Here is a 19,706-nt window from a genome sequence, read left to right on the forward strand (position 1 = left end):
GAGGGGCCGGGGGTGAGGGATTTACAATGTCAGATTAAGGCCAAACTGGGCGGTTCTTGGGATGGGGGGCGTACCCAGGTCCTGGCCCTGCGTGCTTTGGTTGGCGGTTACGTTTACCTCCGGGTCTGGTCCCTGGTACTTGCTGATCAGGAATAGGTTCGAGCCGTTGTAATACACCCGCGCCGACGAGATACCCACTTTGCGTAGCCATACTCTGGGCAGTGTGTACCCCAGTACCACGCTGCTAAGCCGGATGAATGAGCCATCTTCGATGAATCGGCTGTTTGGGTTCAGGTTGTAGTTGTTGCCCAGCGTCGTGATGCGGGGAACGTCGGTGATGTCGCCGGCTTTCTGCCAGCGGTTCAACTGGTTCTTGTTAATCGCCCGCCGGTCATCCCGCGTTCCGCCCGATTCGTGGAAGAAGCGGTTGTTGTTGTTAACCAGATTGCCCGATGTGAAATTGACCAGCACCGACAAATCAAAGCCCTTGTAGGCCACCGTGTTATTCAGACCGCCGACAAAATTGGGTAGTGCCGTACCGACATACTGCCGGTCGGCCGCCGTGATCACACCGTCTTTGTTGTAATCGTCGTAGATGGCATCGCCCGTTTCGGGGTTTACGCCCAACTGCTTATACACGAAGAACGCGTGGTACGGATAGCCCTGCACCAGTCGCTCCACGTTGTAGCTGGCATCGACCGGGATCGACAGTTTTTCGATGCGGTTCTTGTTGGTCGAAATGTTGAAATTGGTACTCCAGGTCAGGCCTTTGCTTTGGATGTTGACCGTGTTCAGGCCAAACTCAAGGCCCCGGTTGCTCACCTCGCCGTCGTTGCGGAAGATGCTCGAAAAGCCCGTGCTTTGCGCCAGGGGCACCTGAATCAGCAGGTCGTAGGTGTACTTTTCGTAGGCGTTCACTTCCAGCGCCACACGGTTATTGAACAGGCCGATATTCAGCCCGGCGTTGATCTGGCGGGTGGTTTCCCACTTCAAATCGGGGTTGGCCAGTTGCGTTGGGAACGTACCTGGATTGTCCTGGTAGTTGTAGCCGCCGCCCCACAACCCGCGCGACGCAAAGTCGTTGATGCCGTTCTGGTTGCCCGTCCAGCCAATGCTTGCTCGCAGTTTCAGGTCGCTGATCGCCCGCACGTCCTGCAAGAAGTTTTCCTGCTTGATCTGCCACGCTACGCCCGCCGATGGGAAATAGCCCCAACGATGATTGGCCCCAAACCGGCTCGACGCATCGGCCCGCAGGCTGGCTTCAACGAAGTATTTACGGGCAAAACTGTAGTCGACCCGCCCGAAGAAGGATGTAAGCCGGTTCACGCTGCGGTTCGACGAGGAGGTAGTTACCGAAGCCGAGGCAATCTGCTTGAAATCGTCGGAGGGGAAGTTGGTGCCCTGAGCCAGGGTTTGTTTGGTGGTGTTACCCTGAATTGTGTTGCCGATCAGCACCCCGAACGAGTGCTCACCGCCGAATGTCTTGCGGTAGTTCAGCGTCTGCTCGTTGATCCAGATCATGCTTTGGCTGAGGCTCGAGGTAGCCAATCCCTTGCTGGCCGCGCCCCGGTTGGTGAGCGTGTTCCAGTACTCATTTTCATCGTAGAGGTTGTAATCCAGACTCCAGCTACTGCGCAATTTCAGGTCCGGCAGTACGTCCCACTCGCCATATATATTGCCGATGTACCGTGTACTCACCGACTGCATATCGGTATTATTAATCAGCACGTCGAGGTTATCGAAACCGGCCCATTTGGCGTACGTACCATCCGCGTTGAACTTGGGCAGGTACGTAGGCGTGTGTAGCGCCGCCTGCAAAATACCACCCTGTGGTCCGTCTCCCACCCGCGCGTTCGTCCGGTTCGATTGCGAAAAGATGTTGCTCGTACCAATCCGAATCTTATCGGTCAGCTCATGGTCGAGGTTGAGTTTGAAGCTGGCTCGCGCAAAGTCGTTGGTGCGGAGCGTGGCCTGCTGGCTGGTGTAGCCGCCGCCGAGGTAAAAGCGCGTCTGCTGATTACCACCCGATACGCTCAGGTCGTAATTCTGCAACGCACCCGCCCGGAAAATGTCGCTCAGCCGGTCATAGGTCTGTTGCTCTTCGGGTAAGCCGCGTCCCCCCTCGGCAACGGGGCGAAATGGGCGGGTAGCCAATGGTTTGCCGTCGTTCACCCAGGCTTCGTTAATGATCGTGGCGTGTTCGGGGCCGGTAACCAGATCCCAAAGCTTGGGTGCCCACGCCTGCCCGGCCGAGGTGTTGAACGTTACCTTCGTTTTGGCATTATACGTACCCCGTTTGGTCGTGATCACCACTACGCCGTTGGCCGCACGAGCGCCGTAAATGGCCGTGGCTTCGGCATCTTTCAGAATCGAAATCGATTCGATATCAGCGGGATTAATGTCGGCCAGTGGGTTATTGGCCTGCCCCTGCGTCGTGATTTTCTGAAGGCTATTGTTATTGATAAACACGCCATCGACCACATAGAGTGGGTCGTTGCTGGCGTTGATTGAGGTGTTGCCCCGAATACGGAAGTAGAGGCCGTCGCCCGGTACGCCCGTGTTGGCCGATACCTGAACGCCCGCCACGCGCCCCTGCAATTGCTGCTCGAAGCTGGCAACGGGCCGCGTTTTTAGTTCGTCGGCATTAAGTTGCGAAACGGCCCCGATCACTTTTCTGCGATCCTGCGTGCCATAGCCAACCACTACCAGTTCGGTTAGTTGAGCCGGTGACTCGTCCAGCGTAATGTCAATCTGGGTGGAGCTGCCCACATTGCCTACCGTCGCTTCTGTGTTGGTGTACCCGATAGCCGACACAACCAGGACTTGTCCGGGACCGGCCGTGATCGAGTAGCGGCCGTTGCCATCGGTGCTCGTTCCCCGATTGGACCCTTTGGTAACAATATTGGCGCCGGGGATGGCTTCGCCTGCCTTAGATCGTACCGTTCCGGAAATTGTAGCTGTTTGCGCCTGTGCCTTGCCGGGCAGCAATCCGCTGGTGAGTAGCAGAAAAATGGCTACTAATCGAATAAAAATTCGCATTATTGTAGTGGTTACGTGAAAAATGAGGTCTTGCCGGACCTTGTTTGTACCAGCCGAAACGGTTGCCGCCGTTTCGGCTTTTTCATTATTAGTGCTCAACCTAATTGCCGTCAGGCTGAGCACTGTATGCGTACTGTGGTGTGTTGAAAAAAGGGTGTTGTTTCTGAGTAGTTGCTTGGCTGTCCCGCGTCCGGGTTGGGTGTAAGGCTATTCAATCCTGAATGCGCTTGGCGAAACGGTGGTAGAACGGCGTTTTGCTGCTGGCATTTTTGGGTTTTTTATTACCCGTAATGATCGGAATATACATAACCCGCCGACGGCTTGAGGCCCCGAGGTTTGGCGACTGCTCTACGCGGTGCCACAGGTTGCCGTTATGGATGGTGAGGTCACCCGCTTCAATATCGAAACCCACTTCCCGGCGGTCGGGGCGGTGGTCGATGAACTGCTTTTTACGGAAGAGGGTCATCAGTGCATGCTGCCGATGAGTACCGGGTAGAACCCGCAGGCCGCCATTGCTTTGGGGGCAGTCGTCGAGGTGCAGACCAACGTTCAGCATGGGCAGAATACGTTGCCCCAGAAACAGGTCGCGCGGGCTGTCGGTATGCCAGCCCATCCGCGAAAAGTTGCTTTCCGGTGTTCTGACGTAGTGATTCACTACCAGCCCGTCTTTCTCCTGCGGACTGATCCGACCCTCATACGGAGCCAGAAGCTGCGTTAATCCCTGCAACCGATCGTCGTTCAGGAAAGCTTCCAGAATCGGGCTAAACTGCGAAGCAAATGCAAACCGTTGCACAATCCGCTGGCCCTGTTCGTCGTAGCCGTATTTAATGGGCGTACCGTTTACTTTTTCTCTGTTTTCTGCCAGCCATTGCTGTTCAATCCACTGAATTTCAGACAAAAAGAGGTTGACTGTTTGCCGGTCGACAAACTGTTTGATATGAATAAAGCCGTTCTGGTTGAAGAAGGCAAGTTGATCGGCTGTCAGTATCTGCGAAAGCCCCAGGGTGGTTTTGTTGGATGTGAAAAGCATGCTGAACGTGTTTTGTTTACTGGTTCACTAGTTGTTGGCACTGGTCGATTTAATGGGTTCCGTAGCGTTTTTCACCAGCCGTTACAGCCACCGCCAGCCGATTTTGCTTTGGTGGGAGTGGGCAGGTGGCAAATGGTGTAAAGGCACAGGGTGGATTGATGCTCCGGTTGAAATCAATCACGGTTTGACCGTCTACCCCCGGCTTATCGACATACAGAAACCGGCCCGATCCATAGGTGTCGTGGGTGTTCGTGGCGTCGCCGAAGAGAATAAAGAGTTTGTCGCCTTCGCTAATGGCGTCGAGGCGCTGGGTCTTTCCATCCAGGTCGAACACCAAAGTTCCAGCCAGGGGCTGTTGGGCCGTTTGGCCTGTCACGTCCAGAATCGGGATGGTCCGTGCTTCGGTGGAGAGTTCGAACTGGGCTTTAACCCGAAACGATTCGTCGGCGGGGAAGCGGTCTATGCCCTTAAATTCGGTCGGCAATGGACTCTGGAGGTCGCGTAACCGCAGGGCATATCGGCTACCACGCTTGATGACAAACGCCCGCAATGATCCTGAGGTCAGTGTGACAGGCTTAGTTAGTTCGGGCGCAAAAAGGGTGGTCGGCCTGGTTATCGGCTCGTTGTTGGCCTGTACCGCCGCGCCCGGAGCCGCCTCGAACTGAACTACACCGTTTGCCAGCCGGAACGTACCCAGCCGAGTAGGCGCTTTGCCTGCCGGTAGGGTAAGGTCATTGCCAGCAGCAGTACCTGCTTTGTTGTCGCCGTCTTTCAACCAGAACAAGCCAGCCAGATTCAGCCAGCCCGTTTCGCTTGTCAACGACTCGATCCGTTGCCGGTGCCAGCTATCCAGTTGCTCGCGGTATGAGGGGGTATCCGTTCTGAAACCGACCAATCCTACCAGAGCAAGTCCCCAAATCCAGAAGAAGGTGGTGGCATAGGGGTTTGTTGGCCCTGCTTCACGCTGTAATTCGTCCATTGTATTAGTTGGTTTGTTGTACGCTGACCAATCCCCGAACCGACCGTAATTGAAAGTCGATGAGCGATAAATGCCGTTCGTCGCTTACCTGCAGCGTTAGCCGCCCGTTTACCAGCGTCCCGTTTGCTTCAAAGGACAGACCCATAATCCGACAGTGCTCACCCTGCAGAATGGCATTGGCAATGTCGCTTACGAAATTGAGCCGGTCGAAGCCTGTAATCTGGTAGACCGATTGGTGAGTGGTCAGCGATTGGAACATAGTATGTATTGTCTATAGAATTAATAGAGTAATTTGTTGAATGAAAAGGCCAGTTAACTACTGACCCGGGTAAGCTGTTCCGAACGACGTGTGCGTTGTGGTTCGCTGGCAAAGTTGAGAAGCAAAAAATACTTCTGCAAGAAAAATATAAAAAAATGATTGTCAGTTACTTATGAAATACTCTATCGGGTTTAGGGACTAATAGGGTTTATTCGATGGACTAACCAGACAAGTCATTCATTGTCAACATAGAGGACGTTAGGTAAGGTACTCCGGCAGGGCAGTAGTCAAATTGCACAGTCTTATCAGGTACGTTGCTGTAATCCCTTCGACGCGAAACTGAGGATCTATAAGATACCCTACCGCTTTTGACTTCAGACTGTTTCCTGACGGATAAACCGGATGAAGAAAAACCAGCCGAGTAGCGCCATCAACCCCGCCATGACCAGTGGTAAACTCAGGTTGATGGTCTCGATATAACCAGCAATGATGGGCGGTGTAGCAAATGCTGCCGATAGCACCGACTGGTTGATACCCATGATTTTTCCCTGCTCACCAGCCTGAGCACTGGCCGACACCAACGACGTGGCATTGGGCGAAGTGAGGCCCTGAAAAAAGGCCATCAGCGGGGCGATCAAAAAAACCTGCCACGACTGCTGCGGCAGCAGAAAGCACCAGAGTGCCAGCGCCAGTCCCAGCACACTAACGCGCAGAATCTGTTGCGGCGTGTATAGCACCGACAGTCGTCGCACCACCAACCCCTGCATGATGACGATACAAAGCCCCACGAAACCGAAGTAGCGGCCAATATGAACCTGATCGAAATCGAACCGTTTGAGCAGGTACACCGAAAAAAACTGGGTGTAAAAGCTAAAGCCCAGCGTGTAGAAAAACACCCCGGCAAACAGAAGGCGCATGCGGCGGGTGCTGAATGCTTCGGCCAGGTTACGGAAACCAGTCAGCGGTGTAATAGGCCGTCGGATGGGGGCTGCCAGTGTTTCACGGAAGGCCAGCAGCACCATCACGATATTCAGAATAGCCAGCAGCGCCGCCGCGTAGAAAGGGGTGCTGAAGTTGAACCACGATACGGTTTTGGGATTTGACAGTTCGCCACCCAGCGTTGGGCCAACAATAAAACCCAATCCGAAGGCAACGCCGATTAGTCCGAAGTTTTTGGTCCGTGAAGCCGTATCGCTCACATCGGCAATGGCCGATTGAATAATGGCGATGTTACCGCCCCCGATACCGTATACAATGCGGCTCAGAAAGAGCATCGGCAGGCTGCGTGTTTGAATGCCCAGGGCAAAAATGAGGTAGCCAGATAGTGTCAGGAGCAGCGAAAACAGCAACATAGGTTTCCGGCCATACCGGTCAGACAGGGCACCCAGCAACGGGCCGCCGAAGAAACCCGCGATAGAGAATGAAGCCAGCAGGTAGCCCAGCATAATGGTCCGCTCGTCGATGCTATACGTACCCGCGAGCAACCCCGAATCGGCCCGTAGCATCAGCGGTGTAATGGTTGGTGTGGCAATACCAACACCCACTACATCGAGAAAAACGGTGAAAAAGATCGTAGTTAGCGGAAGCCGGTTCGGGGGGCTTTGGAGTTGGGACATGGGGTGTTGGGCTTGGAGCAAAAGGCACGGGGCTCAGGATACAGGGCCGAGCCGTTGCTCCTTGCCATGAGCCAATAAAGCAACTACGCGCTACTGCAAAAAGTTAATCGCCGTATCTTTACTTCATGACGTTTGACCAACTGCCCCCCCGCCGCCAGCAGCAACTGATGGCGTTCGATCGCCTGCTGACCATTATGGACGACTTGCGCGAAAAGTGTCCCTGGGACCGTAAACAAACGATGGAGACCCTGCGTCATCTCACCATCGAAGAAACCTACGAACTGTCTGACGCTATTCTGGAGGGTGACCGCGCCGAGATCAGAAAGGAAATTGGCGACCTGATGCTCCATATGGTCTTTTACAGCAAGATTGGCTCGGAAGCGCCCGACGAGGAGCCAACCCGCTTTGATGTAGCCGATGTACTGCACGGTATCTGCGACAAACTGGTTAGCCGGCACCCCCATATCTACGGCGATGTAGTGGCCGAAACCGAAGCGGAAGTCAAAGCCAACTGGGAGCAATTGAAGCTCAAAGAAGGCAACAAATCGGTGTTGGGCGGCGTGCCGCAGTCATTGCCCGCCCTGGTAAAGGCCATGCGTATTCAGGAAAAAGCCCGCGGTGCCGGTTTCGATTGGGACGAAAAAGAGCAGGTTTGGCTGAAAGTGGAAGAGGAGATGCAGGAGTTCAAAGCCGAATTCAACGCCGACAAAGGCGAACCAATCGACGCTCAGCGCGCCGAAGGTGAATTTGGCGACCTGTTGTTCTCACTCGTCAACTACGCCCGCTTCATTGATATTAATCCGGAAACGGCGCTGGAGCGGACTAACAAGAAGTTCATTAATCGATTCCAGTATCTCGAAGAGCGGGCCCGCGCCAACGGCCAGGCACTGCATGAAATGACCCTGGCCGAAATGGACGTGTACTGGAATGAAGCAAAAACGGTACTGTAACCAACGCCCGCCAGCACGTGCCTGTTCCGTTCGTTATCAGGCGTTTACCGCTTACAAATAAAACAACCCGCTGGTCTATAAATCAGCGGGTTGTTTTATTTGTACCAGTATCATTGTGCTATCAAAACGATAGCATATCAAACGTATGAATGAGAAAAGTATTACCTCGATATCCGGCTATGTATTTCTGGTTGTAGCCCTTGCCTGCGCTGCCCTGGGCGTTTACCTCATCACGCACCTGAATGAGGGCGGCGGCCTTGTTCTGCCCGTACTGTTGCTACTGGCTGCGGTGTTTATTTTCAAGGGGCTGTGCATTGTTTATCCCAATCAGGGGGTGGCCGCTACGTTCTTCGGCGACTATGTGGGTACGTTGAAGAAAACCGGCCTGCTCTGGATCAACCCACTCTACAAGACTGAGGGAATCAGCCTGCGCGCGCGTAACCTGAACGGCCAGACGCTGAAGGTGAACGATAAAATGGGTAACCCCATTGAAATTGCCGCCGTGGTGGTCTGGCGTGTGGTCGATACGGCCAAGGCGCTGTACGATGTCGACAGTTACGTGCAGTTTGTGCAGATCCAGGCCGAGGCCGCTGTACGGAGTCTGGCCGGCTCCTACGCCTACGACCATATGGAAGACGAAACGTCATCGATCACGCTGCGCGATAGTACGGGTCAGATCAACGAATACTTGGAAGAGCAACTGAACGAACGGCTGGCCCGTGCGGGTGTGGAAGTGCACGAAGCGCGCATCAGTCACCTGGCCTATTCGCCCGAAATTGCTGGCGCTATGCTACAGCGGCAACAGGCAACGGCAGTCGTTGCTGCCCGCAAGCAAATTGTGGAAGGGGCCGTTGGGATGGTTGAAATGGCCCTTGCCCGATTAGCTGAGAAAGACGTAGTGCATCTCGACGAAGAGCGCAAAGCCGCCATGGTGAGTAACTTGCTGGTTGTCCTCTGCGCCGAGAAAAGCGTTAACCCCGTGGTAAATGCCGGGTCGATCTATTAAAATAGGGCAGGTCTCCCCGCTGGTAATCAGTCTACACCGACTACCAGCAGGGAGACCTGCCACTCATTCAGCCAGCCTATGTCGGAAAAAAAAGGATTTTTGTTGCGGCTCAGCCCCGAGATGTTGGTTGAACTGGAACGGTGGGCACAAGACGAGTTTCGGAGCGTGAACGGGCAGATCGAGTACCTGCTCAACGAGGCGCTGAAGAAACGGCGACGTACCCGAAGAAATACGGCTGATAACGCCGATGAGCCATCCGACGACTCAACTCTCACAGCCTAACCGCTCGCTTTACTCGCCGGATACTGTCTGCACTGCCTGCGTCTTTTGCGCAAGCAGGTAGTTGTACTGGTTAATAATTAAGAGCCGCGATAACGTCGATGAGGCGTCCATTTCGCGGCTTCTGATGTACTGGCTTAACTCGTTCTGGTAAGCAATCATAGCTGGCCACAGGGTTTGGTTAAACGCATTCAGGTCAACTACATCGCCTTCGGTATTAATGACCAGATAGGTAAAATTGTCAATTTCTTTAATCAGTTCGGTATCGTCTCCGTATATAGATGGGCGCAACAACTTTATAAACTCACGAGTATGCCGTAGCCGCCGATACACCGAAAGCGAACCGGTAGTCACTTCCTCCATAAAAATTGGCTTCAACACCTGGCGCGAGTCGGGCAGATTAACGGATGAGAAAAAACGGAGAAGCTGCTGCGTAGTATCGTAATAAACAAACGTAGCGGCATGGCCAGCCGAGAAAGCTCTGACAAGGCCGTTAGGCATTTTGACCTGCACAACCTCTGCTTTCCAGTTGTAATTGACCTGACCTTCCAGCTTACGCCCGTCGGCCAGTATAACGTATCCGTTGTTCCAGACTGGCTGGGCGGCCAGTAATTCGGCGGTGACAGCCACCACGATCAGAAAGGCAAATAACAACTTTTTCATAGCGTTGGATAAACCCGTTTGAATTAGCCCACCGTCGCTACCAAAGGCACACCGGTAGGGCGGGTATAGCCAAATCTGTTAGAAGATCATGCCAGTTACCAACTGATCATGTTTGCGCGGTCATTCGCTAAGTTGTTTCTATATGTATAAACAATAATATGATCGGAAAACCGGGTAGGTGGCCTATAAAATTTGGTCATCTACCCGGTTTTGAGCTACATATGGCTGTCTGTCTAAATGATAAACGGGCGTGAACCGTTTCCTCAGTTTATAGCTGCTAATTGTGTAGCAGCCTGATCAACAGTCAGATGAGGAAGCTTGTCTACACATTAACGTACCTGAGAGAGGCAATTTTTCAGCGACGGGCATACTCACCAATCAGGCGGATACCGTCGAGGGTGAGCGAGGGAACCACATCCACAAACTCGTCATGCAGGGAAGGAATCGCTTTTGACAGGCCACCCGTTGCCACAGCCAGGCACGTGCCGCCCAACTCAGCCCGAATCCGGCCGATCAGGCTGCGGACGAGGCCTTCATAGCCCATCACCACCCCCGCCTGAATGGCATGAACCGTATTCTGGCCCAGTGCTGACGTCGGCAGTTCAATTGGTACTTCGGGAAGCTGCGCTGTATTGGCAAACAAGGACCGAATGGCCGTTTTAAGGCCGGGTGCAATGGCAACACCCAGAATTTGCCCATCGCCGCCCACCGTGGTGAAGGTGAGAGCCGTACCAAAATCAACGATAACGCAGGGCTCCTGAAACCGGGTATGCGCCGCTACGGCATTGGCCACCAGATCGGTGCCAATTTCCTGAGGACGCAATACCGTAACTGGCAGTTGATCGTAAACGGATGGACTAACAACAACGGGCTCAATAGCGAACAGATCGCCTACCGCCTCCCGAACATTGGCTGTCAGCGCTGGCACCACACTGCTGATGGTCGCCTGCGTAATCTGACTGAGTGTGAGGTTGGCTTCCAGCAGCCACAGCCGAAGTTTACGCTGATAAAAGGCTGCCGGTTGCATGGGCGAACTGGGGGTCCGCCAGATGTGGAGCCAGGTATCATCGCTATAGAGGCCAAACACCACATCGGAGTTGCCAATATCGAGGGTAAGGGTCATGAATGTGTAGCTTGCCGGAGTTGGTTTGATGTTTGTAGTTTGACGTGGCGTTGCTAACCGACCAGATGGCGCCGTAGCAGCGCTACATCAACCCATAACCACCAAACCGAAAACTAAACCCAGCTCTATTGTTGGTGAAATTGTGTGCCGATGAACTGAAGGGCGTCTGTCAGGCCGGTTCGCCAGTAGGTCCAGGTATGGGCGCCATTACGAACGCGGTACTCGTGCTGGACTTTGCGGTTGGTCAGCGTAATGTGCAGTTGAGCGTTGGCCGACGATAGAAAATCATCATCACCGCAATCCAGGTACCAACGCACTTTCTTCAGGTCACCTTCCGGAGCCGATGCCGCCAGCGTGAGGGGGCTGTTGCGTTTATAGTGGGCCGTTAGCCGTTCTTCGCCTTTTACCGCACCACTGAACAGGAAGCTAAACGTTTTATCGTACTGCTCGTCGGGCATGGTTTTCAGGGTTTCGTCGGTGAAGACGGCCGCGCTTAGGGCGGCGCAGGAGCCAAACAGGTCGGGGTGGTGCATGGACAGCAGAAGCGAGCCATGACCGCCCATCGAGAGGCCTGATATGCCCCGGAACTCACGTTTGGTGCGGGTCCGGTACATCGAGTCGATATGCGGAATGAGTTCCGTCACAAACATGTCCTCGTAGCGGGTCTTGTTCAGGTAATCATTCATGTACCACGTTACCCCGCCGTCGGGCATCACCACAATCATAGGTGGCAACGTACCTGCCTTAATGCCCGCGTCGATCAGCCGATCGGCCTCGCCAAACTGCGTCCATCCGGTCTCATCGTCGGTGTAGCCGTGGAGCAGGTACACCACCGGGTAGCGGCGGTTCGAGACGTAATAATCGGGGGGGAGATAGATCGAATACCGCACGCCCCGATTCAGGAGCGAACTATTCATGGTGAGCCCTTCAAGCAAGTGGGCCTGCGGGGCCATCATCACTGGCAGCGGCGCATTGGTAGTGGGCACCGGCTGTGAAGTGTTCAACCGGCGGCGGCTTTGGCCCTGAGCAGCAGTGCCTAAGCACAGCAGGATCAGTAAACCGATACTAAGCGAACGAACGTGCATAAACGAGTGATCGAAGACGTGGGGCTATTTGCTGTGTTAATGAGGCGAAAATTAACGGATTGACGGCAACATTCAGATAAAAGAGTGGCGACATGAAGGTACTGAACATATGAAAAGCGCAGCGTCACAGATTGGCAGTGTTTTTGTAACGAAATCGGTAAGTAACTGCCTCTTGATTAAGAAACTACTCATTATGCCAAACGCTTTATGTCACTATCTGTACTGCCTTCTATAGGTTACTCGCGCCACAAAACGCCGATTCGGCACAGTTTTTTGGCGTTGCTGACTGTCGTCTCGCTGCAAGCCTGCCGCCCCATGGATGAACAGTCGGCAGTAGCTCCTCAAACCAACACCGCCGACACCTATAGTAACGAGGTGGCACTTCAATGGAGCGATATGCACCTGCGGTTGATCCGGAATAGCCCCGGTCAGACGCCCCCCGTTGCCTCGCGAACGTTTAGCTATGCGGGTTTGGCCATGTATGAATCACTGGTAGCCGGAATGCCTGGCAATCAGTCGATGGCTGGCCAGTTGCAGGGCCTGAACCCACTACCCGCTACTCAAGCCGGAGTGTCGTATAACTGGGCGCTGAGTGCCAACGCCGCCGAAGCCGAAATACTCCGGGGGTTGTTCGCCAACACGTCGGCCGTTTACAAAAACAAGATCGATTCGCTGGAGATGGTGCTGTACAATCAGTTTAAAAGTACCGATGCTGCTGTGAGTGAGCGTTCGGCCGCCTATGGAAAAAGCGTTGCCAGTGCGATCTTCGAGTGGTCGAAAACGGATGGCGGGCATGAAGGCTATAACCGAAACTTCCCGGCTGACTTTGTGACGACGACCGAGGCTGGCACGTGGCGCCCAACTGAGAATGGCCGGGTGATTCCCATGCAGCCCTATTGGGGCAAAAATCGTACCATGCTAGCCAGTACATCGGCCCAGCCATTGCCAGTGCCACTGCCTATATCTACCCAGGTAACGTCGCAATATTTCGCTCAGTACCTAGAGGTATACGCCAAGAATATCAGCTTATCTCAGGCCGAAAAAGAGGTGGCCGTCTGGTGGGCCGACGATCCAAGTGAGACCTTTACGCCCCCCGGTCACTCCTACAATCTGGCTCGTATTGCAGTGAAAAATGACAAGGCTAATCTGGCCAAAGCGGCCGAAACCTTTGCCCGCGTGGGCATTGCCGTCACCGATGCGTTCATAGCTTGCTGGAAGTGCAAATACGTTTATAACAACGAGCGACCCTACACGTTTGTACGCCGTGCCATCGACCCCAATTGGGTGCCTTTCTGGCCTGCGCCGCCTTTCCCGGGCTTTGCTTCGGGGCACTCTACCCAGTCGGCAGCCGCCGCCATTGTATTGACCGATCTATACGGTTCGTCGTACACGTTCACAGACGATTCGCACGTTGGTCGGGTTCGGGACGCGAAGCGTAATGTAGACTTCAAGGCCCGCACATTCCGGTCATTCTGGGAAGCCGCCGAAGAGTCGGGGTTCTCGCGGATTTTGGGTGGTATTCATACCCGCCAAGATAACGAAGTAGGCTTGCGGGAAGGCCGGTCGATTGGCCAGAATATAAATGCCCTTCGCTGGAAACGCATTCAATAATCTGGCACGTACCTACCCAAAAAAAGGCTCGCCATAAACATGGCGAGCCTTTTTTTATAAAACTGGTTTACTTGGTTATCACGAAGGATTCAGCTGTGCAGACGGTACCTGAATCAGTCGTGAGGCAGATGGTTCCGCTGACTGCATCGGCAGGGATAGTGGCAATAAGGGTGGTTCCCACGATTCGGAAACGGGCTGGGGTGGAGAGTCCGCCGCTGAACCGAACCTCCACCACGTCGGCCAGGTTCTGGCCGGTAAACGTGACATCAGTGCCCACTTTAGCGGTTTTGGGTATGAAGGCTACCCCTGCCACTAGCCGCTGTACATTGAAAAGGGTGGTGGTACAGGCAAAACCGGCCGGGTTGGTGAAGCACAGCGTTCCATCGACTGCGTTGGCGGGCACAATTACTTTCATTTGCCCGTTGCCCAGCCGCTGAAACGAAGCCGCCAGTGACGCGCCACCGCTAAAACGCACATCAGTTACATCTTCTAGAAACTGGCCGGTTACGGTGAGTTCATCTCCGACGCGTCCCTTGGTAGGGGTAAACACAACGCCCGATACAGGACGGATCGGTGTGAACAGATCGGAGGTAAAGGCCGTAGGCGAATCGGTGGTCAAAGTGAACTGACCAATCTGCGTATCATCAGGTACACGTACCCAGATCTCGGTATCTTCATTCCGCCCGTCGTTGGAGGCGGGGTTAGCCGCACCCGCAAACTGAACTACGGCGTCGCGGAGCCAGTTGCCCTTGATAATCAGTCGTCCTCCAGCGGGCCAGCGCCGCGGGTAATCTGTCACTACGGGGGCCTGCACCACGGTCAATGAGCGAACAGAGGTAGCCGTACCTGCCCGGTTAGTGGCCGTGATGACGCCTGTGGTGGCATCGGCAGGCACAAAAAACTGAAAATCGACGCCTTCAGTACGCGTATGAATAGCGAGGGGTTTCCCGTTCAGTGTAATTTGTTGAATGCGAAGCAGGTTCTGGCCGGTTACCGAAACCAGTTTATTGATGCCTCGCCGCAAAGGCGTAAACACCAGGTTGGCTGGCGGTAGAATATATACAAATGGCTGCGTAGCACTTGTAGTACCCCCCAGGCCGGTTACACTGACGATCGTATTGCCCGACTGGCTTCGGGCCGGTACGGTCGCTTCGATCTGGTTGTCATTCAGTATCCGGAATTGAGCGGCGGTGTTGCCAAACAGAACACTGGTGACATCCCTGAAATTCAGTCCCGTCAACAGTACCTTATCGCCGGTAATACCCTCGCCCGGATTAGGGTTGGTGGTAATGGCCGGTGCATTGGCTATGTAGATGCTATCGGCGCTGAGGCCAGTCAGCCGATCGAAAACGGTGACGCTGATACGACCCGACGTAGCGTCGGCCGGAATGATAGCCCGTATCTCCGTATCGGTAATGCGGGTGGTGGCCGGGTCGGGAGTGGCGCGGTTGATGCGCAACAGACCATCGGTCAGGTAGCGGCCTGTCACAACAATCTCCTGTCCAGCCCGGGTACGTTTGGGTGTAAACCCAGTGATTTCGGGAGTCCCGGCAACCAGAAACGGTACGGCGTTGGCAGCCCCGCCTTCGGTTATGATCCGCATCATTACGAACCCGCGTGCCTGCTGGGGCGAGATAGCCACCAGCACGTCGGTGGGGGAAACCACCGTAAAGGAAGCGGCCCGGGTCGTATCGAACCGGACGCTTTCCAGTCGGTCCAGGTTTTCGCCGGTGATGCGGATGGTGGTGCCCGGCGCCGAATTGGTGGGCAGGATGGTATTTACGGTTGGCTGAGGTTGCAGCACCGTGAAGCTCAGGGGCGGGGTCATGCCCTGGCTGTTGGCTACCTGTACCTGCGTGGGGCCGGGAGTAATGCGGGGTACTTCTACCAGCAGCGTACCGTCTGAACTGGTTCTGACCAGCGCCTGAACGGCTGTTTCGGCCCGCCCGAATGTAACAATCGGCTGATCGCCAAACTGGGCTCCTTTCAATTCAACCGATCGGCCAATGGCGAAGCGGTTGGGTGTAACACTCCATAGTTCCGGTGGAAATCGTTCGACTTTGCACCCCAGGGCCATCACTACCAACGATATACCCATGACAAACTTCCACAGGCCCCTTATTCGTACATTGTCTCTCATCTACGCCCTAGTATATAGCACCTACAAATTTAGCACCTTGGCCACTGGAAATCTGAATGAATAGTGGATAATAATATACCTTATTCACGCCCTTCATCGACAACATAAATGGCTCTACTATAGCAGGTTATTGCGCTGTAGTAGAGCCATTTATGTTGCCGGTGAGGCGAAAGCTACCGACAGAATGCTAGAAATTAGTTGCGCCCAGATTGCGGAAGGCCCAGGGGATACCCGCCAGAATAAGCGCCAGACCAATACCGTACAGAATACCCACCAGGCGGTGCTTCTGGGTATCATTGGTAGCCCGCTTCGAGCGTGAATACCCAATGGTGATCGCAATAATCGCTACCAGCATTATGCTGATATGCTCTACGGTATAAAACCGGACAACACGATTGCTCATACCGCCAAAATCAACCTTTGGGCTAATAAAGTAGAGAATCAGGCCAAGTACCAACTGAATGTGCACCGAGATCAATGTGAACAGGTATAATTTGCGATTTCCATCGGTGAACGATTTGTTGCCCATCCAGCGGCTGATTGCCACAAAAACGGAGGCTACTAACAAGAGTAGCGCGACCCAGCGAAGCCCTGAGTGGGCATGAACTAATCCGGTATACATAGTGTAGGTTTATCAAATTAATGTTGGTGCAAAGAAACAGACAAACGGCTGATTCATGCCTCAACTGCCCAAGATTCAATGATTCTTTACAACATTACGTACAACATCGACCAGCAGATTGAGCGCGAGTGGCTTCGCTGGATGAAAGACGAACACGTACCTGCCGTGGTAGCTACGGGCCTGACCATGCAAAACAATGCGCTGAAGTTACTGACCGAGATAGAAAACGGCGGCGCTACCTACACGTTTCAGTACTGGTTTCAGACCATGGAAGATTTCGTTACGTACCAAAGCCTGTACCAGCCCGCCCTGCAACAACAGGTAGCCGACAGGTATGCCAATAAATACGTTTCTTTCCGTACCCTGCTGGAGGAAATCTAACGAACAAAAAAGCGAAAATAGACGTGGCTTTGCCAGTGGCGCACTGTGCATCTGGCCGAAGCCGCGTTTACTCCCGGCTCAGGTAAATGAGTTGGGTTTGCTGGCATTTTTTGCCATTGGCCCGTGGGCACACGCCCCCGTTATCGTCAGAAATAACAACCAGACTCCGCTGCCCGCCCCGGGGTGGCATCCAGGCCATTCCTTCCAGGTTATCGATCCGGTTTCCGTTGAGCATCGTGTTGAAGTCGAAGACCAGCGTTTTCACGGGTACCAGTGCCGGATTTTCTTCGGCAAACGTTACTTCGTAGAGTTTGGCGAATGAACTGTCGCGGCGGCTGTCGTAAAACCGTTCCAGAACCAGCAACCGGTTTTTTCCCGCCCAGAGTAACTCCGAAATACCGCCGAACCGCTCGGAAGAGGGGAGTTGGGGCATTCGGTCGCGGGGGTAGGCAAAGGCTTTCTTTGCCTCCAATGACGTACCTGACCAGGTATACCGGTAGAACTGTACGGTTGCCTGGGCGCTGTCGGCAGAAGTCCAGCCCGCTTCAGGAGCCAGCCAAACCGTTGAGTCGGTGCCCAGTGCCAGGCCTTCAATTCCTTTATTGTCGAAAGGCAGCGGTGTAAGTCGGTCAAACACGGTGAGCCTTGCCGGTTGACCAACACGGGGCAGCGAGTCGCGGCAAAAAAAAGCGTAGCTTCCTTCCGTATTGTTGCCTTCTACTGTGCCGAAATAGGTGTGGCTGGCGGCATCATACCGCAGGGCCTCTAACTGAAGGCCTGTTTCGGGGCCACGCACCGCCTGTTCGTAGCGACGTAGATCAGAAACGTGCCACTGATCGCCCCGGTCGCCTACCAGTTGCCACTCGCCGGCAGTTTTGACAAACTCGATGCCAGAGATGGTGTGCAGACCAGCCTCTTTAGGGAGATATACCGTTGTATCGAGCCGAAATACCTGACCCTGGCTGTACTGCCAGCTTAGTAAAAGCAGCCAGACGACAACGCCGACTGTTCGAAAAAAGAATGTCATTGTCAGGTTATTGGAGGTATACCCCTTCACGAGCGGGGTCGCTCAGAATCACCTCTACGTGTTCATTGAGCGTAGTTGCCAACTCAAGGCCAATAAAATCAGCGGCAATCGGGTAACGTGGGTGATTGCGGTTGACGAGCACTGCCACCTGAATTTTACGGACGGGTACCGATAGAAAAGGCTGCAGGCTGAAAGCCAGCGTTCGACCTGAGTACAGCACATCGTCGATCAGCACCACTACACGGTCGGTATACGTACCTGAGCCGCCGGGTAACGCAATAACGGGCTGGGCTTTCTGCGCTTTGTCGAGATCAATTTGAACCAGCGTAACTGTAAAAGGCGCAATCTGCTTGAGTTCGTCAGCGAGTCGTCGGGCCAGTTCGTAGCCTTCGCCGGCTACGCCAGCCAATACCAGGGCCGCCTCATCGAAGTTGGTTTCATACAGTTGGCTGGCGATGCGACGGATTTTTTGGCGGATCTGATCGGCCGAAAGAATTTGTGTGGGATTCATTAGCAAAGACCCGGCCAAACCGGGCGAAAATAAGAGTACAAAAATGAGGAATTTATCATGGTTTGGTGCAGGCTAATTGGCACAGTTTTCGCCAATATGTATATACCCATCCGGCTAGTACGTTACTAAAATGAATCGAATTTTTATGTTTTTAAAAGCAAAATCGATCGGTTTGCTTATTGGAATTCTCTGGACTACACTGTCGTGTTTTACCAACACAGCAGACCCTACGCAAGCCATTGGCGTATCGATAAAATTGGGTGAGGCGCATCAGTTAGCTGCTTTTTTCGATACAGATCTTGAGTTGCGAATAGACCCGGTAGGAGTAGACTTCCCCTCTGTTCGGGCTAATCAGGCCGAGGTTATCATGCGTTCTTTCTTTAAAAAGTATCCGCCCGTTCGATTTCAAACCGCTGATCAGGGTAGTACGGCACATTTGCGGTATGCTACCGGCACATACTGGTCAGGCTCCCGCGCATTTCATGTAAGCGTATTGATGCGACAGGCTACACCCGGTCATTACCGTATTCATTCTATTCAGGTCAATGAATAAAAGTAGCCTGGAAAGTCATTTGTCCAGGGGGTAGAAAATGACCTATTAGCTGACCGGATAGAACAGGCTGGTGTAAGTAGCTTCAAAACGGTTCTTTCAGACATAGAACTTCCTCACTTTTTCCGATTTCCTCCCCCTATCTTTGTACTTTCTTTATGGAAGTTCACAATGACCATTAAAACAAAAAAATACGCTTTAGATCAAAAGACGTACATCAACTTAGCTATTCGGCAGTGGGTACGTGACAATTGGCTGTGGAGCGGCGTACCGCTGGCTCTGATTCTGATCAATGCCATCCTGAACCTGACGGGAGTTTATCCCAACTACTGGATTTATGTTGTCGTTATCTTGCTGACAATCATTTATGTACTGTTCTGGGCAGTGCAGTTCACGGGCGTTTCGCAGTCGGAGCAGTTCAAACCAATGTTCGAGAAGTACGTCTACGAGATCGACAGCCGGCATATCATGATGAAGCTGAACGCCAAGGAAGGCGGCATGTTGAAATGGGATATGATCAAGGCCGCCGTCAAAGATAAAAACGCTTACATACTTCAGCTAGGTAATGGGCTGGATGGCGCCAACACACCCGCCATGAACCCATTCATGAAGTACCTGGCCAGCCAGATGGGTCGGGCGCAGTTCTTATATCTGCCCTTCTCCATCTTTACCAGCGAAAGCGATCAGCGGTTCATGGACTTGCTGCTCCGTCGGAAAGGCCTGCTGGCTGCCGACGAAACCAAAGAAGTAAAGGAAGCTAAGGAGGTCAAATAATCGCTTCCGTACGCGAACCGAACGGGCTTCGGCGTTACCTTTCAAGGAGCGCTGAAGCCCG

19 protein-coding genes are annotated in these 19,706 nt (G+C 53.6%); 7 read left to right on the top strand and 12 right to left on the bottom strand.

What is annotated here, in order from left to right:
- Positions 1-21: 21 nt before the first annotated feature.
- From F7231_RS23550 to F7231_RS23570, 5 genes are all read right to left on the bottom strand, one after another.
- Complete coding sequence (locus F7231_RS23550; protein ID WP_166693773.1) at positions 22-3,039, bottom strand: SusC/RagA family TonB-linked outer membrane protein; 3,018 nt, start codon at positions 3,037-3,039, stop codon at positions 22-24.
- 211 nt (positions 3,040-3,250) lie between these two features.
- Positions 3,251-4,069, bottom strand: coding sequence for a phytanoyl-CoA dioxygenase family protein (locus tag F7231_RS23555; protein WP_166693774.1), 819 nt, complete (start codon positions 4,067-4,069; stop codon positions 3,251-3,253).
- Positions 4,070-4,118: 49 nt separating this feature from the next.
- Positions 4,119-5,048 (bottom strand): DUF1684 domain-containing protein, encoded by a 930-nt coding sequence (locus F7231_RS23560; RefSeq protein ID WP_166693775.1) that lies wholly within the window; start codon positions 5,046-5,048, stop codon positions 4,119-4,121.
- 4 nt (positions 5,049-5,052) lie between these two features.
- Positions 5,053-5,307 (bottom strand): ACT domain-containing protein, encoded by a 255-nt coding sequence (locus F7231_RS23565; RefSeq protein WP_166693776.1) that lies wholly within the window; start codon positions 5,305-5,307, stop codon positions 5,053-5,055.
- Between the two features lie 374 nt (positions 5,308-5,681).
- Entirely contained in the window at positions 5,682-6,923 is a 1,242-nt protein-coding gene (locus F7231_RS23570) for an MFS transporter (protein WP_166693777.1), read from the bottom strand.
- A 125-nt stretch (positions 6,924-7,048) separates the two neighbouring features.
- On the opposite strand from F7231_RS23570, the gene mazG reads away from it, so the two are divergent.
- The 3 genes from mazG (at position 7,049) to F7231_RS23585 (ending at position 9,161) form a co-directional block, all read left to right on the top strand.
- Positions 7,049-7,873 (top strand): nucleoside triphosphate pyrophosphohydrolase, encoded by an 825-nt coding sequence (gene mazG / locus F7231_RS23575; RefSeq protein WP_085412672.1) that lies wholly within the window; start codon positions 7,049-7,051, stop codon positions 7,871-7,873.
- 145 nt (positions 7,874-8,018) lie between these two features.
- Positions 8,019-8,879, top strand: coding sequence for an SPFH domain-containing protein (locus tag F7231_RS23580; RefSeq protein ID WP_085412673.1), 861 nt, complete (start codon positions 8,019-8,021; stop codon positions 8,877-8,879).
- A 78-nt stretch (positions 8,880-8,957) separates the two neighbouring features.
- Positions 8,958-9,161 carry a type II toxin-antitoxin system antitoxin gene (locus F7231_RS23585; RefSeq protein WP_085412674.1) on the top strand — a complete coding sequence of 68 codons (204 nt, stop codon included), beginning with the start codon at positions 8,958-8,960 and terminating at the stop codon, positions 9,159-9,161.
- Between the two features lie 9 nt (positions 9,162-9,170).
- On the opposite strand, the gene F7231_RS23590 is transcribed toward F7231_RS23585, so the two are convergent.
- The 3 genes from F7231_RS23590 to F7231_RS23600 all read right to left on the bottom strand — a co-directional run bounded on the left by F7231_RS23590 (position 9,171) and on the right by F7231_RS23600 (position 12,029).
- Positions 9,171-9,821: a hypothetical protein gene (locus F7231_RS23590; protein WP_085412675.1), complete on the bottom strand. Its 651-nt coding sequence runs from the start codon at positions 9,819-9,821 to the stop codon at positions 9,171-9,173.
- 355 nt (positions 9,822-10,176) lie between these two features.
- The gene (locus F7231_RS23595) at positions 10,177-10,944 is read right to left on the bottom strand and encodes a type III pantothenate kinase (protein ID WP_085412676.1); all 768 of its coding nucleotides are present in this window, start codon (positions 10,942-10,944) and stop codon (positions 10,177-10,179) included.
- A gap of 125 nt (positions 10,945-11,069) precedes the next feature.
- The gene (locus F7231_RS23600) at positions 11,070-12,029 is read right to left on the bottom strand and encodes an alpha/beta hydrolase (protein WP_166693778.1); all 960 of its coding nucleotides are present in this window, start codon (positions 12,027-12,029) and stop codon (positions 11,070-11,072) included.
- A 207-nt stretch (positions 12,030-12,236) separates the two neighbouring features.
- Between F7231_RS23600 and F7231_RS23605 the strand changes: the two genes are divergently transcribed.
- The gene (locus tag F7231_RS23605; RefSeq protein WP_166693779.1) at positions 12,237-13,640 is read left to right on the top strand and encodes a vanadium-dependent haloperoxidase; all 1,404 of its coding nucleotides are present in this window, start codon (positions 12,237-12,239) and stop codon (positions 13,638-13,640) included.
- Between the two features lie 67 nt (positions 13,641-13,707).
- Here the strand turns inward: F7231_RS23605 and F7231_RS23610 are convergent, their stop codons facing one another.
- Together F7231_RS23610 and F7231_RS23615 are read right to left on the bottom strand one after the other, a co-directional pair.
- Positions 13,708-15,780: an IPT/TIG domain-containing protein gene (locus tag F7231_RS23610; protein ID WP_166693780.1), complete on the bottom strand. Its 2,073-nt coding sequence runs from the start codon at positions 15,778-15,780 to the stop codon at positions 13,708-13,710.
- A 187-nt stretch (positions 15,781-15,967) separates the two neighbouring features.
- Positions 15,968-16,402, bottom strand: a complete 435-nt coding sequence (locus F7231_RS23615; protein ID WP_166693781.1) for a cytochrome B — start codon at positions 16,400-16,402, stop codon at positions 15,968-15,970.
- A gap of 78 nt (positions 16,403-16,480) precedes the next feature.
- Here F7231_RS23615 and F7231_RS23620 point away from each other — a divergent pair, with 78 nt between their 5' ends.
- Positions 16,481-16,783, top strand: a complete 303-nt coding sequence (locus tag F7231_RS23620; RefSeq protein WP_085412681.1) for a DUF4286 family protein — start codon at positions 16,481-16,483, stop codon at positions 16,781-16,783.
- Between the two features lie 67 nt (positions 16,784-16,850).
- Here the strand turns inward: F7231_RS23620 and F7231_RS23625 are convergent, their stop codons facing one another.
- Positions 16,851-17,810 carry an esterase-like activity of phytase family protein gene (locus F7231_RS23625; protein ID WP_166693782.1) on the bottom strand — a complete coding sequence of 320 codons (960 nt, stop codon included), beginning with the start codon at positions 17,808-17,810 and terminating at the stop codon, positions 16,851-16,853.
- Between the two features lie 7 nt (positions 17,811-17,817).
- Positions 17,818-18,321, bottom strand: coding sequence for a phosphoribosyltransferase family protein (locus tag F7231_RS23630; protein ID WP_085412683.1), 504 nt, complete (start codon positions 18,319-18,321; stop codon positions 17,818-17,820).
- A 130-nt stretch (positions 18,322-18,451) separates the two neighbouring features.
- On the opposite strand from F7231_RS23630, the gene F7231_RS23635 reads away from it, so the two are divergent.
- Entirely contained in the window at positions 18,452-18,874 is a 423-nt protein-coding gene (locus tag F7231_RS23635; RefSeq protein ID WP_085412684.1) for a DUF4783 domain-containing protein, read from the top strand.
- Between the two features lie 168 nt (positions 18,875-19,042).
- Positions 19,043-19,645: a YcxB family protein gene (locus F7231_RS23640; protein WP_085412685.1), complete on the top strand. Its 603-nt coding sequence runs from the start codon at positions 19,043-19,045 to the stop codon at positions 19,643-19,645.
- The last annotated feature ends 61 nt before the right edge of the window (positions 19,646-19,706 follow it).

The organism is Fibrivirga algicola, assembly GCF_011742925.1.
GTDB classification, from domain to species: Bacteria; Bacteroidota; Bacteroidia; order Cytophagales; family Spirosomataceae; genus Fibrella; species Fibrella algicola.